The following is a 15,166-nucleotide window of genomic DNA, read 5'->3' as shown; positions in this document are numbered from 1 at the left end:
GGCAGAACGCATGACACAGGACGGCCCGGCGCGGCACGATCGGTTGTCGCAATGGGTCGTCCCCTTTCTGGGAGCGGTTACGTTCCTGACTGCGATCGGCAATGTCGGGCTCGTCTCGATCATGCCGGCGATCGGGCGGACGCTGCACATTCCCGACTATCTGGTCGCGAGCATCTTTTCGCTTTCGGCACTCACCTGGGCGGTCAGTTCCCCCTTCTGGGTCGCGCATGTCCATCGGCACGGTGCCAATCGATTCGTCCGCGCCGGGCTGATCGGTTTCATCCTGTCGATGGGCGGCTGCGCGCTTTCGGTCGAACTGGGGCTGATCGGCTGGCTCGCGCCTTTCGCGACCTTCCTTCTCTTTTTCGTACTGCGCTCGGTCTATGGCCTGCTCGGATCTGCTGCGGCGACGGCGACGCAGGCGCTCATCGCGCTGCGGACCGAAGGCGCAGAGCGTACCCGCACGCTGACGACGCTTGCCGGCGCGCTCAGCCTGGGGACGATCATCGGCCCGGCAATCGCGCCGCTGCTGATCTTCGACCCGGTCGGCCCCATCGGGCCGATGCTCGGCTTTGCGCTGATCGGACTCGTGACCTTTGCCGCCAGCTTCGTCTTCCTGCCGCGTGAAGCGAAGGAGGGCGGATTTGCAGCATCGACAGATCCGAACCGGCGCAGCTATTCGATGATCGAGGTCTGGCGCGAAGCGGCGATCGGGCGGCACCTTACCTTCGGGCTGCTGCTCTGTTCGGCCCAGGCAATCAATCTCTATACGATCGGCTTCGTCGTGATCGATCGCACGCCCGGCGACCCGATGGCGGCGCAGGCGATGGTCGGCGTTACGATGACCGGCGGCGCGGTGGCGGCGCTGATCGCGCAATGGGGACTGGTGCGCTGGCTGGCGCTGACGCCCGCGACGATGATGACCGCCGGCGTGGCATGCGCGCTGATCGGCAATCTGACACCGATCGCCAGCGATGCGCAGATCGCCGCCGTCATCGGCTTCGTCATCGCCAGCTTCGGCTATGGCCTTTCGCGTCCCGGCTTCAGCGCCGCGGCGTCGCTGGGCGGCGAAAGCGAGCATCAGGTCGCGATCGCATCCGCCGTCACGCTGATCGCCGGAGCATCGATCACCCTGCCGCCGATCATCGCCGCCGCGGCATATCAGCTCTGGGCCCCTGCCCCCTTCGCGATCGCCGCACTTCTCGGCGCATATCTGCTGCTGCGCGAAGCGATGCGCGCCGGTTCGCGCACCCGCATTGTTCACATGAAGCGATAGAGCGTTGCCGGAAGGCTGCTTTTTCGCATGGCGCAGGAGTCGCATTCCGGTCGGCGAAATACCGGCAGCCGCGCACCCCGGTGCAGGCAATGCCGGAACAAGCGTTCAAGCTACGGAGAAGGATCATGGACCGCTATCTCGTCATCTCTTCGGACGGGCATGTCGGACTGCCGCCCGAACGATATCGCAGCTATCTCGAATCCCGCTATCACGCGCGTTTCGACGAAGTGGTGCATCTGGAGATCAAGGCGCGCGAGGAACATGAGAAGCGTTTCCTGATCGACGATTTCAATACCAAATGGCGCGCCAAGGTCGGCGACGGCCTGGAAGGCGCATGGGACGGCACGATCCGCAACCGCGTGCTCGATGGCGACGGCGTCGCTGCCGAAGTGCTGTTTCCCGACGGCATCACCGAACGCAACGCGCCGCCCTTTGGCGCAGACATCGGCCTCAAGCCGTCGCCGGAGCGCGCCGAGCTGCAATGGGCGGGTGCGCGCGCGCATAATCGCTGGCTCGCCGAATTCTGTCAGGATGATCCGCATCGCCGCATCGGCCTGGCCGTCATTCCCGCCCTCTATGATCTCGACGAGACCGAGAAGGAAATTCTCTGGGCAGCCGAGAACGGGCTGAAGGGCGTATTTTTCCCGGCCTTTTCGGGGGATTACGACCTCTATAACCACACCAAATATCACCGCATCTGGGCGATGCTTCAGGAAATGCGGCTTCCGCTGCATTTCCATTCGGGCGCATCGCCAGGATATGACACGACCCAGCCGGGCTGGATCGGCACCTATCTGTGCGAATTCGCCTTCTGGATGACGCGCCCGCTATGGGGCATGACCTTTGGCGGTGTGTTCGAGGAATATCCCGAGCTCAAGGTCTGCTTCACCGAAGCGGGCGGCGAATTCTGGTTCCCCTGGATCCTTCAGCTGATGGATATCCGCGCATCGGCCAAGCACACCAGCGGCAAGCTCGGCGATTATTATGCCAATATGAGCATGAAGCCGTCGGAATATTTCGCACGCAATGTCTGGGTCGGATGCTCGGCGCTGCCCGATGAGGAAACCACCCAGTCCTATTATGAAATCGGGATCGACCGCATCCTGTGGGGGACCGATTATCCGCATCCGGAGGGCACCTGGCCGAGCACGCTCGAGAAAATGACCGTCAGCCTGGGCGGGCTGCCCGACGACGATATCCAGAAGATGCTCGGCACCAATGCGCTCGACGTCTATGACGTCGATCAGGACGCGCTGTGGAAGATCGCGAACAAGATCGGCCCCAAGCGCGACCTGTTTCTGAAACAGGCAGCCGAATAACACGCGTCGAACCTTTTTGCATTCGCGCGGACCGTTGCTAGCATCGCCGCCGGAGAGGTGGTCTGAATGTCAAGCTGGCGCGGAATCGAAGAATTCCTCGCGGTCGTGGAGCATGGAAGCTTTACGGCCGCGGGCGAGGAACTGAGTGTTTCCAAATCCTATGTGAGCAAAACCGTTCAGGAGCTGGAAGAGCGGCTCGGCGTGCAATTGCTCACCCGCACCACGCGGCGGCTTTCGCTGACCAGCGCAGGGCAGAGTTTTCACAAGGAATGCGCCGAGTTGCACAAGCGGCTGGGCGATCTCGAAAAACGGATCGGGCGCTATCGTACCGATCCGGTCGGCCGGTTGCGGATCGGCCTCAGCGACACGTTCGGTTCGGATTTCATGTCGCGGCTTCTCGCCGAATTCAGCGACGAACACCCCGCGATCGTCGTCGAGCCCATCGCCTATCTCGATGAAAGCGATGTCGCTCAGGAACAGTTCGACATCGTCATCCGCTATGGCACGCTCACCGATTCCAATCTGCGCGCGCGCATGTTCGGCTATCTGTCCTACTGCCTGTGCGCCTCGCCTGCTTATGTCGCCAAACATGGCTGGCCGGCGGACAGTGCCGCGCTGACGGGACGCGAGTGCCTTACCGATCGCAGCGGAACGATGACGTTCAACGAAAACGTTACGGTAAAAGTGACGCCGCGCTGGATCAGCAACAGCGGGATCGCGTTGCGCAGTGCGGTGCGCAAGGGGCTGGGTATCGCCAGCCTGCCGGTCAGCGTCATCCGCCAGGATCTGGTCGATGGAACCATCCTCGCGCTTGAGGAGGAATGGTCCTTTTACGACAAGCCGTGCTGGGTCGTATATTCGCCCGGCATCATGTCGGCGGCGACGCGTGCCTTTATCGACTATCTGATCCGCAGGACCACCCGGACCAAGATCAGGCCCGCGATGGCGCCCCAGTTGCTCAAGCGTTTCTGATCGCGGCGCATTGTTCGCGCCTGCGCACAAAGCGTGCACGATTCGGCACTTACGCGGGGGGATCGCGGCGATACACTCCTCCCACAACGCGGCGGAAGTTCGCGAAATATAATCGAGGAGAGAGACAGTGCCCCAGGTCGAGCGCTTTCCAATGTCGATTCCCTTCGGGTGGTTCGGGGTAGGCTACAGCGCCGAACTCGCAGTCGGCGATGTTCGCCCCGTCCATTATTTCGGACGCGAACTGGTGCTGTTCCGCAACGAAAATGGCGAGGCGGGGCTGCTCGATGCCTATTGCCCGCATCTGGGCGCGCATCTGGGCCATGGCGGCAAGGTCGAGGGCGACAGCATCCGCTGCCCCTTCCACGCCTGGTCCTATCGCCCCGATGGTTTCTGCAGCGCCATTCCCTATGCCAAGGCATTCCCGCCGCGCGCCAAGCGCGAGCCGCTGACCCATGCCTATCCGGTCGAGGAAAAATCGGGCGTGATCTGGGCCTGGTATCATCCCGACAATATCGCGCCGATGTTCGACGTGATCGAGTATCCCGAATTCACCGATCCCGAATGGGCCGAGCCGACCAAGCATGAATGGCGTTTCGCCAGCAACCCGCAGGAAATCGCCGAAAACGGCGTTGACGTCGCTCATTTCGCCTATGTCCATATGATGGACGCCGTGCCCGAAGGCGAAACCAGCTATGACGGCGTCCAGCGGCACAGCGCGGCGCGCGGGCACCGGACGATCAAACTGCCGTCGGGCGAGGAAAAGCAATTCCCCTATTCGGTCCAGACGGTGCAGAATGGCGCGGGACAGAAATTCACGCGCCTGAAGGGCGTGGTCGAATTGTCGCTGCTCGTCATCGCCACGCCGGTCGAGGCCGATGACGTAGAGCTTCGCTTCTGCTTCACCCATCCCAAAGTCGAACCCGGCTCGCCGCAGGAGCGCGCCATCCAGGAAGCGATCGCCAATACCTGCGGCCAGAAGGGCGTCGAAGGCGATATTCCGATCTGGCAAAACAAGATCCACCTCGCCCGCCCCTATCTGTGCGACGGCGACGGTCCGATCCTGCGCTTCCGCAAATATTTCGAGCAATTCTATGCCGACGGGCCGGACGGCACGCGTCTGGTGGAAGCCGCCGAATAATTACCGCGCCGCACGCGGCGCAGCGCATCAATCAGAACAGAATGAAGCGCAGCATTTGCGCTTGAGGGAGAGTCACGATGTCGAAACTTCGCTATGTCCAGGGTCCGGTCGAAACGCGTGCACCGGGCATGTTGCGCAACTCGGTCTATGGCATTCGCGCGACCTATGAGACCGACCGCGAAGTGATCGACGCGCTGCTGCCCAGGCCGCTCGTCGCGGTCGAACGGCCGGAAATCTGGCTGCAGATGGTGCATGTTGCGATGCACGTCACCGAAACCGATACAGTAGAGATCGGTGCGCTGACGGCGGGCGTGAACTGCACCTATGAAGGCGCACCGGGCGCCTATTGCTTCCATATGGCGATGGAAGGCGAAACAGTGGTAACCTCGGGTCGCGAACGCTTCGGGGAACCCAAGAAGATCGCAGAGACGCATTTCGAACGGAACGGCGATCATTTGCGTGCAACCTGCACGCGGCACGGCATCACCTATTTCGAAATCGAAGGCACGATCGGCGACAAAGTCGACGCGCCGCTGACATTCGAAGAACATCTGTTCTGCTACAAGGGGATGCCCGCGATCGACCGGCCGGGCGAATTCGATGGCGACGTGTTCCTCACCCGCCTCAACTGGCAGCGCAAATATAGCGAGCGCCGCGCAATGACCGGCGGCAAGATCACGCTGGCGGATTCGCCCTATGACCCGCTGGCCGACATTCCCGTCCGCCGGATCACCGATATGCAATATGTCGAAGGCGGCACCGCCACCGGCGGCACCATCCTGCAGAAAGTGCCCGGCGAATGGATCGCACCGCATTGGGTCGGCCGGCACGATGAACCGCGCAACGTCGGCGTCGACATCGGCGAGCGGGTGGCCGCCTGATGCAGGATTTTGCGGGCAAGGTCGCAGTCGTCACCGGCGGCGCGAGCGGCGTGGGGAAATGTCTCTGCGCCGATCTCGCCGCTGCGGGTGCGCATGTCGCGATCGTCGACATCAACCCCGAGCGGCTTGAATCGGTACGCCGCGAAGTCGACGCGATCGGCACCGGCCGGGTAATCGCAGTGACCTGCGACGTCACCAAGGAAGCGTCGGTAACCGCGTGCGCCGATACCGTCTTCGCCGAATTCGGTGCGGTGCACCTGTTGTTCAACAATGCCGGCGTCGGTCTGGGCGAAGCGCAGCGCAAGATATGGGACCTGCCGGCAAGCGACTGGCGCTGGGGAATAGACGTCAACATCCTCGGCGTCGTCCACGGTATCAAGGCATTCGTGCCGCGCATGATCGCGGGCGGCGAGCAAGGCGTGGTGATCAACACTTCCTCGACCAATGGCGGTCTGCGTTCGTTGCCCAACACGCCGATCTATGCCGCGACCAAGGCTGCCGTGACGAGCATCACCGAAGTGTTGCAGCAGCAATTGCTGCGCGAAGGCGACATGCTGCGCGCGGCGATACTCTTTCCCGGGCCGCACACCGTAAACACCGGCATTCTTGCCTCGGGCGAAGTGCGCCCGACCGACTATGTCGAGCATGAGGGCCAGACCAAGGTCGCCTATCGCACCATGGAGGATCTGCTGAAGACCACCGGCCTCAAGATGAAGCTCACCGAACCCGAGGAAGTATCCGCTTTCGCGCTCGCGGGTATCCGCGCCGGCAAATTCTGGCTGCTTCCCGAAAGTGCGGACAATGATGCGCTGATCGCCGCGCGTACCGAGCAGATCCTGGCCCGCCAGAACCCGCCATCGGCATGGTGACGCCTTCGGTGGACGCCGCCCCGACGATGGGCGGCAAATGGACCGGCTATCGCTGGCTGGTCGTCATCATCCTGTTCGTCGGCTATTCGTTCAGCGCCATCGACGCACGCGTATTGACGCTGATGGTCGAGCCGATCCAGCGCGACCTGGGCCTTTCCGATTTCGAAATGAGCCTGCTTCAGGGCTTTGCCTTCTCGATCTTCTACAGCATCGCCGCGATTCCGATCGGTCGCTTCGTCGATCGGACCAAAAGGCGCTCGGTGCTGATCGTCTGGGGCATCCTGTTCTGGTCGGTGATGACCGCAGCCTGCGGCTTCACCAGCAGCTTCATCGGCCTGTTCCTGGCGCGCGTCGGCGTGGGCGTGGGTGAAGCGACGCTCAGTCCGACCGCCTATTCGCTGATCAGCGATTATTTCGAACGGCGGCGGCGCGCGCTAGCGATCAGCCTCTATGCCATCGGCTATCCGATCGGCGGCGGGCTGGCGCTGCTGATCGGCGGCGGCCTGCTCACTTATTTCGGCGCGATCGGCGGCGTCACACTGCCGGGGCTCGGACATTTCCAGCCATGGCAAATGGTGTTCCTGTGCGTCGCCGCGCCGGGCGTGCTGATCGCGGCGCTGATGCTGGCGATCCGCGAACCCGAACGTCGCGAAGTCGCCGCGAACATGGCCCGGCAGGTCAGCCTGCGCGAAGCCTTTGCCTATATCGCCGAACGCTGGGTATTGTTCGGTTCGCTGATCGGATCGCTCGGGCTGCTCGCGCTGCTCGCGATCGGTACGGCATTGTGGTTTCCCACCTTCCTGATCCGCACCTATGGCATGACGCCGGGTCAGGTGGGGCTGAGCTATGGCATGGTGATGCTGGTCTGCGGCACCGTCGGCACGCTCACCGGCGGCTGGCTGTCGGGCAAGCTGATGCAGGCGGGCAGCGCGGACGCCAATATGCGGATCGTGCTGTTTGCAACGCTGCTCAAGGGCATACCGCTGGTCGCCGCGCCGCTGATGCCCAATGCGACGCTGGCACTGACGCTGATGGCGATCGGCACGCTGATCGGCCAGGCTTCGCAGGGCGTGATGCTCGCCGCAATTCAGGATGTGACGCCCAATCAGTTGCGCGGGCAGGTGACTGCCGTCGCGCTGCTGATCGTCAATCTGGTCGGCACCGGTCTTGGCGCCAGCGTGATTGCCGCGATCACCGATTTCGGCTTCGGCGATCAATCGGCGCTGCGCTATTCAATTGCGATCACCGGCGCGGCGACGCTGCCGATCATCGCGCTGATGATCCTTGCCGCGCTTCCCCATTATCGACGGGCAGTGGCCCAGTTGGCCGACTGAACCCGCTCGGTTCATCAGGGCTCAGGAGAAGGACATGACATATCCCGATGCAACCCGCTTCTACATCGACGGGCGCTGGAGCGAGCCACATGGCAGCGACCAGGCGGACATCGTCAATCCCGCGACCGGCAAGGCGATCGGGAAAATTGCGCTGGGATCGGCGTCCGATGCTGAACGGGCCATCGCTGCGGCAAGGAAGGCGTTCCCGGCATGGTCGGCCACGCCGGTCGAAGAGCGGATTGCGGTGCTGGAGCGCATCCTTGCCGGCCTGATGCAGCGTCAGGCCGATATCGGCGACGCGATCATGACCGAAATGGGCGCGCCCAAATCGCTCGCGCATCAATTGCAGGCCGCGATGGGGCCGGCGCATTTCGGCGAAACGATCCGCGTCGCGCGCGATTTCGCGTTCGAAAAACAGGTCGGCACGACACTCGTCCAGCGGGAGGGGATCGGCGTATGCGTGCTGATCACGCCGTGGAACTGGCCGATGAACCAGGTTGCGGCCAAGGTCGCCCCTGCCCTCGCCGCCGGATGTACGATGGTGCTCAAGCCCAGCGAGTTGGCGCCGCTCAGCGCCGTGATCCTGGCCGAAATCCTCGACGAAGCAGGGGTTCCGCCGGGCGTGTTCAACATGGTTCACGGTCGCGGGCCGGATATTGGCGACGCGCTGACCGCGCATCCCGATGTCGACATGGTGTCCTTTACCGGATCGACGCGTGCGGGCATTGCGATCGGGCATAACGGCGCCGACCGGGTCAAGCGCGTCTCGCTCGAACTGGGCGGCAAATCGGCCAACATCATCGCGCCGGACGCCGATCTGGCCACTGCGATACCGCAAAGCGTCGCGGCATGCATGCGCAACAGCGGGCAAAGCTGCAACGCGCCGACCCGCTTGCTGGTACCGCGCGACCGGCTGGACGAAGTCAGTGCGCTGGCACGCAGCGCAGCCGCCGCGCTGCGCGTCGGCGCGCCCGAAAGCGATCCCGACCTTGGCCCGATCGCCAACGAAACCCAGTATCGGCGCGTGCTTTCGATGATCGAAAAGGGACAGGCGGAAGGCGCCACGCTGATCACGGATGCGCAACAGCCCGCAGCGGGCGACGGCTATTTCGTCGCGCCGACAATCTTTTGCGACGTTACTCCCGACATGACCATCGCGCGCGAGGAAGTGTTCGGCCCGGTACTGGCGATCATCGCCTATGACGATATCGACGAAGCGATCGCGATCGCCAATGACAGCGACTATGGCCTGTCGGGCTATGTCTGGGCGGGGAGTCAGGGCAGCGCCACCGACATCGCGCGGCGGCTGCGCACCGGGATGGTGCACGTCAACAATGCCGGCCCCGATGTCGCCGCCCCCTTTGGCGGGTACAAGATGTCGGGCAATGGCCGCGAATGGGGCGTTTATGGCCTGGAGGAATTTCTCGAGGTCAAATCGATTTTCGGCGGAGGCTGAGCGCGGCGAGCGATACGCCGATACGAAAAGGCCGCCGGGTATCGCTACCCGGCGGCCTTTGCTTTTGGCGTGTCAGGCGTTTCAGCCCTGACGCTGGCCCGAGAACGGCATCGTGCCGAAGCCGCCCGCCTTCACATGACCATCGAGCTTGTCGCCTTCGATCGTCGCAACGCAATCGAGCGTCATCGGCATCGGCAGCGTGATCTTGTTCTTCCAGCTGATCGTGTTGCCGTCGATCTTGCCGTCCTCGACATCGGTGCTGCCCATCGAGCTGATCATCGTCCCGGTGAAGCTGGTGCCGTCATCGCTGGGATTGACGGTCAATGTGCCCTTCTGGTCGCCCATCGGGGTCTTGGTGATGCAATCATAAACTCCGCCAACAGACATTCTCTGCTCCTTCCTCAAAATTTGCGTTTCCGGCAGCGTCCGGCGGGGAGTGCCGGGCATCTGCCAAAGCTGTTATTGTAGCTGTTCAGCGACAAAATCCGCGAAAATGGAACTGTCGCTACCGCTTCCCCAAATCGGCAGGCGCGAACGCGGTGGTGCCGCGAACGACCCTGATGTCTTCAAACAAATGCGTAGCTACAGGCCGCATGTTTATCAAGCCTGTCGTATTAATTCGCTATTTCACCGATATTTTCGTATTTTTTACGCGAAACACCCATCTCTCCATCTCACCAAAACCACGCATCTCTGCGGAAAACCGGCGCGGCCCCTATTGGCAGCGGCGCGCCCAGCGGCATGCGATTGTTCACATGAGGCTCCAAACCGTTCTCAGGCTGCGGCTTTATCGGAATGGGTCGCAAGCTAAGGTGCACGAGCTTCGCCGGCCCAGCACGGACGCACGCGATACGCCGCGCATCCGGGGGGCCGACAAACGAATCATATCTTCGGAGAAGGATCATGGACCGCTATCTCGTAATCTCGTCGGACGGCCACGCCGGCCTCCCCCCCGAACGCTATCGCGACTATCTCGAATCGAAATATCACAAGATTTTCGACGAGACCGTGCCGCTGGAGATCAAGGCGCGCGAGGAACATGAGAAGCAGTTCCTGATCGACGATTTCAATACCAAATGGCGCGCCAAGGTCGGCGACGGCCTGGCCGGCGCATGGGACGGCGCAACGCGCAACCGCGTGCTCGACGGCGACGGCGTCGCCGCCGAAGTCCTGTTTCCCGACGGCATCACCGAACGCAACGCGCCGCCCTTTGGCGCGGATATCGGCCTCAAGCCGTCGCCGGAGCGCGCCGAGCTGCAATGGGCGGGGGCGCGCGCGCACAATCGCTGGCTCGCCGAATTCTGCCAGGATGATCCGCATCGCCGCATCGGCCTGGCCGTCATTCCCGCGCTCTACGATCTCGACGAGACGGCGAAGGAGATCGAATGGGCTGCCCAGAACGGCCTCAAGGGCGTCTTCTTCCCGTCCTTCTCGGGGGATTACGACCTCTATAACCACACCAAATATCACCGCATCTGGGCGATGCTTCAGGAAATGCGGCTTCCGCTCCATTTCCACTCCGGCGCCGCGCCCAATTACGACATCAGCCAGCCCGGCTGGATCGGCACCTATCTGTGCGAATATGCCTTCTGGATGACGCGTCCTCTGTGGGGCATGACCTTCGGCGGCGTGTTCGAGGAATATCCCGAGCTCAAGGTCTGCTTCACCGAAGCGGGCGGCGAATTCTGGTTCCCCTGGATCCTCCAGCTGATGGATATCCGCGCATCGGCCAAACACACCAGCGGCAAGCTCGGCGATTATTATGCCAATATGAGCATGAAGCCGTCGGAATATTTCGCGCGGCAGGTGTGGGTCGGCTGTTCGGCGCTGCCCGACGAGGAAACCACGCAGTCCTATTATGATATCGGCATCGACCGGATCCTGTGGGGCACCGATTATCCGCATCCCGAAGGGACCTGGCCGCACACGCTCGACAAGATGGTCGAAAGCCTGGGCGGGCTGCCGGAGGATGATATTCAGGCAATGCTCGGCACCAACGCACTCGAAGTCTATGACCTGGACGAAGATGCGCTCTGGAAAATCGCGAAGGAAATCGGTCCCAAGCGGGATGGCTTCATCAAGCAAGCGGCCGAATAACCATTTCCGGTCAGGTTTCGCATTCCCCCGTCCGGCGCTATCCGTCGGGCGGGGGTAATCCTATGTCCGAGTGGCGTGGTATCGAAGAGTTTCTGGCAGTCGTGCGATATGGCAGCTTCACTGCGGCCGGACGCAAACTGGGCGTGTCCAAATCCTTTATCAGCAAGACCGTTCAGGAACTTGAGGACCGGCTGGGCGCACAGTTGCTGATCCGCACGACGCGGCGCTTCTCGCTCACCGATGCCGGCAAGATGTTTCACGCCGAATGCGCGGCGCTGCAGGAACGGCTGCGCAACGCCGAATATGCCGTCAGCCGCTATAGCACCGATCCGGTGGGCAGGCTGCGGATCGGGCTCAGCGACATTTTCGGCTCCGACTATATGTCGACATTGCTCGCCGATTTCAGCCGTGCCAATCCCGGTATCAAGATCGAACCGATCGCCTATCTCGACGAAGGCGATGTCGCGCAGGAACGGTTCGATCTGGTGATCCGCTATGGCATCCTGCCCGATTCCAATCGCAAGGCGCGGATGTTCGGCTATCTCTCGCACTGCCTGTGCGCCGCGCCCGATTATGTCGATCGCCATGGCTGGCCCGACACGCCCCATGCGCTCAAGAAATTCGATTGCCTGACCGATCTTTCCTCCGCCTTCGTCTTCAACGACGGAGTCGAAGTGAAAGTCGATCCGCGCTGGCGCAGCAACAGCGGCATCGCTTTGCGCAGCGCCGCACGGCGCGGGCTGGGCATCGCCAGCCTGCCGGTCAGCATATTGATCGATTCGCTGAACGACGGGTCGCTGGTCGCGCTCGATGCCGAATGGTCCTATTACGACCGCGAATGCTGGGTGGTCTATTCGCCGGGCATCATGCCCGCCGCCACGCGCGCGTTCATCGACTATCTGGTCGAAAGCATCCCCCGCGTGAAGGTGCGCCCGTCGATGGCAGGAACGATTGCGCGTCGCTTGTGACTCATTGTTCACGCTGAAACACAAAGCGTGCACCGGAATTATCTTACGTTTGCGTAGAATTTAGATAGTATGGCTCCGATAAATATCGATAGGAGAGCCACGCTTGCCACAGGTCGAACGTTTCCCGATGCCCATTCCCTTCGGGTGGTTCGGGGTAGGCTACAGCGCCGAACTCGCAGTCGGCGATGTTCGCCCCGTCCATTATTTCGGACGCGAACTGGTGCTGTTCCGCAACGAAAATGGCGAGGCGGGGCTGCTCGATGCCTATTGCCCGCATCTGGGCGCGCATCTGGGCCATGGCGGCAAGGTCGAGGGCGACAGCATCCGCTGCCCCTTCCACGCCTGGTCCTATCGCCCCGATGGTTTCTGCAGCGCCATTCCCTATGCCAAGGCATTCCCGCCGCGCGCCAAGCGCGAGCCGCTGACCCATGCCTATCCGGTCGAGGAAAAATCGGGCGTGATCTGGGCCTGGTATCATCCCGACAATATCGCGCCGATGTTCGACGTGATCGAGTATCCCGAATTCACCGATCCCGAATGGGCCGAGCCGACCAAGCGCGAATGGCGTTTCGCCAGCAACCCGCAGGAAATCGCCGAAAACGGCGTTGACGTCGCCCATTTCGCCTATGTCCATTCGATGGACGCCGTGCCCGAAGGCGAAACCAGCTATAGCGGCGTCCAGCGCCAGAGCATTGCGCGCGGGCACCGCACCGTCACGGTCGATGGCGAGGAAAAACAGGTGCCGAGCAACGTCGTCACCGTACAGAATGGCGCCGGCCAGAAATATACGCGCATCAGCGGAATCGTCGATCTCAGCCTGCTCGTCATCGCTACGCCGATCGAAGCCGATGATGTCGAGCTGCGCTTCTATTTCACGCATCCCAAGGTCGAACCCGGCACGATGCAGGAATTCGCGACGATGTCCGCCATCGCGCATGTCTGCGGCCAGACCGGTGTCGAAGGCGATATTCCGATCTGGCAAAACAAGATCCATCTCGACCGCCCCTATCTGTGCGACGGCGACGGGCCGATCCTGCGCTTCCGCAAATATTTCGAGCAATTCTACGCCGACGGGCCGCACGGCCAGCGGCTGGTGGAAGCTGCCGAATAGCAACGCCGCTACGCGCGCCCGCTGCGGCGGCCAGCACCAATCATAACGACGTCAGGAGAATGCCATGTCACGCCTTCGCTATCGCCAGGGCCCGACCCCCTCGGGCGGCCCGGAAATGCTGCGCAATTCCGTATATGGAATCCGCGCCACCTATAACACCGATCGCGAAGTGATCGCCGCGCTGCTGCCCAAGCCGCTCGAGCCGGTCGAAGACCCCGAAATCTGGCTGCAGATGATGCACGTCACCATGCATGTCAGCGAGACCCAGGCGATCGAGATCGGCGCGCTGACCATGGCCGCGACCTGCACCTATGAAGGCGCTCCGGGCGGCTATTGCTTCCATATGGCGATGGAGGGCGAAAGCATCGTCACGTCCGGCCGCGAGCGTTTCGGCGAGCCCAAGAAGATCGCGCAGACCCATTTCGAACGGAACGGCGATACGCTCCGCGCCAGCTGCACCCGGCATGGCATCCCCTATTTCGAAATCGAAGGCACGATCGGCGACAAGGTCGATGCGCCGCTCAAATTCGACGAGCATCTGTTCTGCTACAAGGCGCTGATGGCGATCGAAACGCCCGGCGAGTTTGACGGCGATGTCTATCTCACGCGGCTCAACTGGGAACGCAATTACAGCGATCGGCGCGACATGACCGGCGGCAAGATCACGCTGCGCGAATCGCCGTTCGATCCGCTGGCCGATATTCCGGTCCGCGCGATCACTTCGATGAACTATGTCGAAGGCGGCACGCGCACCGGCGGTCAGATATTGCGCACCGTACCGGGCGAATGGATTGCCGAACATTGGATCGGCCGGTTCGACAATCCGACCAATGTCGGGCTCGAACTCAAGCAGCTGCAGGACGCCTGATGCAGGATTTTTCCGGAAAAATTGCCGTCGTCACCGGCGGCGCGAGCGGCGTGGGCAAGTGTCTGTGTTCGGACCTTGCCCGTGCCGGAGCGCATGTGGTGATCGCCGATATCGATCCCGCCAGGCTTGAGGCAGTACGCAGCGAAATCGATGCGCTCGGCAGCGGTCGCGTGCTGGCCCTGACCTGCGACGTGACCAAGGAATCCTCGGTCCAGGCATTGGCGGAAACGGTGTTTGCCGAATTTCCGACGGTCCATCTGCTGTTCAACAATGCCGGGGTGGGCCTGGGCGAATCGCAGCGCAAGATCTGGGATCTGCCGCTCAGCGACTGGCGCTGGGGACTGGACGTAAATGTCCTGGGCGTCGTGCACGGCATCAAGGCGTTCGTGCCGAAGATGCTGGAAGCCGGCGAGGAAGGGATGGTGATCAACACCTCCTCGGCCAATGGCGGGCTGCATTCGCTGCCCAACACGCCGATCTATGCGGCGACCAAGGCGGCCGTGACCAGCATCACCGAAGTGCTCCACCAGCAATTGCTGCGCGAAGGCGGCACGCTCAAGGCCGGGCTGCTCTTCCCCGGACCGCATACCGTCAACACCGGCATTCTCGCTTCGGGCGAAGTCCGGCCCGACGATTATGTCGAGAATGAAGCGCAAAAGAAGGTCGCCTATCGATCGATGGACGATCTGCTCGAAGCGACGGGCCTGAAAATGAAGCTAACCCAGCCGGAGGAAGTGTCGGAATTCGCACTTGCCTGCGTTGCCGAGGGGCGCTTCTGGATGGTGCCGGAAAGCGAGGACACCGATCGCGCCGTCGGCGCACGGACCGAACAGATACTCGCGCGCGAAAACCCACCCTCGGCCTGGTGAGGAAACGA

The 15,166-nt window shown here is 62.3% G+C and carries 14 protein-coding genes; 13 read left to right on the top strand and 1 reads right to left on the bottom strand.

What is annotated here, in order from left to right; translation table 11 throughout:
* Positions 1 to 10: 10 nt before the first annotated feature.
* The 8 genes from DKB74_RS01325 (at position 11) to DKB74_RS01290 (ending at position 9,245) form a co-directional block, all read left to right on the top strand.
* The gene (locus DKB74_RS01325) at positions 11 to 1,276 is read left to right on the top strand and encodes an MFS transporter (protein ID WP_161956767.1); all 1,266 of its coding nucleotides are present in this window, start codon (positions 11 to 13) and stop codon (positions 1,274 to 1,276) included.
* Positions 1,277 to 1,401: 125 nt separating this feature from the next.
* A complete protein-coding gene (locus DKB74_RS01320; protein WP_109806313.1) occupies positions 1,402 to 2,595 on the top strand; it encodes an amidohydrolase family protein in 1,194 nt (397 codons plus the stop codon).
* Positions 2,596 to 2,661: 66 nt separating this feature from the next.
* Complete coding sequence (locus DKB74_RS01315; RefSeq protein WP_109806312.1) at positions 2,662 to 3,567, top strand: LysR family transcriptional regulator; 906 nt, start codon at positions 2,662 to 2,664, stop codon at positions 3,565 to 3,567.
* Between the two features lie 151 nt (positions 3,568 to 3,718).
* Positions 3,719 to 4,705: a Rieske 2Fe-2S domain-containing protein gene (locus DKB74_RS01310; protein ID WP_109806311.1), complete on the top strand. Its 987-nt coding sequence runs from the start codon at positions 3,719 to 3,721 to the stop codon at positions 4,703 to 4,705.
* 77 nt (positions 4,706 to 4,782) lie between these two features.
* Positions 4,783 to 5,586, top strand: coding sequence for an acetoacetate decarboxylase family protein (locus tag DKB74_RS01305; RefSeq protein ID WP_109806310.1), 804 nt, complete (start codon positions 4,783 to 4,785; stop codon positions 5,584 to 5,586).
* Complete coding sequence (locus tag DKB74_RS01300; protein ID WP_109806309.1) at positions 5,586 to 6,455, top strand: SDR family NAD(P)-dependent oxidoreductase; 870 nt, start codon at positions 5,586 to 5,588, stop codon at positions 6,453 to 6,455. The genes DKB74_RS01305 and DKB74_RS01300 overlap by 1 nt, the downstream gene beginning before the upstream one ends.
* On the top strand, positions 6,449 to 7,789 hold the full coding sequence (locus tag DKB74_RS01295) for an MFS transporter (protein ID WP_109806308.1): 1,341 nt from the start codon (positions 6,449 to 6,451) through the stop codon (positions 7,787 to 7,789). Before DKB74_RS01300 ends, DKB74_RS01295 begins: the two co-directional genes overlap by 7 nt.
* Before the next feature lie 34 nt (positions 7,790 to 7,823).
* Complete coding sequence (locus DKB74_RS01290) at positions 7,824 to 9,245, top strand: aldehyde dehydrogenase family protein (protein WP_109806307.1); 1,422 nt, start codon at positions 7,824 to 7,826, stop codon at positions 9,243 to 9,245.
* An 81-nt stretch (positions 9,246 to 9,326) separates the two neighbouring features.
* Here DKB74_RS01290 and DKB74_RS01285 read toward each other — a convergent pair whose 3' ends face one another.
* The gene (locus tag DKB74_RS01285) at positions 9,327 to 9,632 is read right to left on the bottom strand and encodes a lipocalin/fatty acid-binding family protein (RefSeq protein ID WP_109806306.1); all 306 of its coding nucleotides are present in this window, start codon (positions 9,630 to 9,632) and stop codon (positions 9,327 to 9,329) included.
* A 516-nt stretch (positions 9,633 to 10,148) separates the two neighbouring features.
* Between DKB74_RS01285 and DKB74_RS01280 the strand changes: the two genes are divergently transcribed.
* The 5 genes from DKB74_RS01280 (at position 10,149) to DKB74_RS01260 (ending at position 15,158) form a co-directional block, all read left to right on the top strand.
* Entirely contained in the window at positions 10,149 to 11,342 is a 1,194-nt protein-coding gene (locus DKB74_RS01280; protein ID WP_109806305.1) for an amidohydrolase family protein, read from the top strand.
* Positions 11,343 to 11,404: 62 nt separating this feature from the next.
* A complete protein-coding gene (locus DKB74_RS01275; protein ID WP_109806304.1) occupies positions 11,405 to 12,310 on the top strand; it encodes a LysR family transcriptional regulator in 906 nt (301 codons plus the stop codon).
* A 103-nt stretch (positions 12,311 to 12,413) separates the two neighbouring features.
* Positions 12,414 to 13,421, top strand: coding sequence for a Rieske 2Fe-2S domain-containing protein (locus DKB74_RS01270; RefSeq protein WP_161956765.1), 1,008 nt, complete (start codon positions 12,414 to 12,416; stop codon positions 13,419 to 13,421).
* Between the two features lie 64 nt (positions 13,422 to 13,485).
* On the top strand, positions 13,486 to 14,289 hold the full coding sequence (locus DKB74_RS01265; RefSeq protein WP_109806303.1) for an acetoacetate decarboxylase family protein: 804 nt from the start codon (positions 13,486 to 13,488) through the stop codon (positions 14,287 to 14,289).
* Positions 14,289 to 15,158, top strand: a complete 870-nt coding sequence (locus DKB74_RS01260) for an SDR family NAD(P)-dependent oxidoreductase (protein ID WP_109806302.1) — start codon at positions 14,289 to 14,291, stop codon at positions 15,156 to 15,158. The genes DKB74_RS01265 and DKB74_RS01260 overlap by 1 nt, the downstream gene beginning before the upstream one ends.
* Positions 15,159 to 15,166 lie beyond the last annotated feature (8 nt).

It is taken from the genome of Stakelama portus (genome assembly GCF_003171655.1).
GTDB lineage: Bacteria > Pseudomonadota > Alphaproteobacteria > Sphingomonadales > Sphingomonadaceae > Sphingomonas > Sphingomonas portus.
The sequence above is the reverse complement of the archived record's forward strand: the minus strand, read 5'-3'. Positions and strand labels throughout refer to the sequence as shown.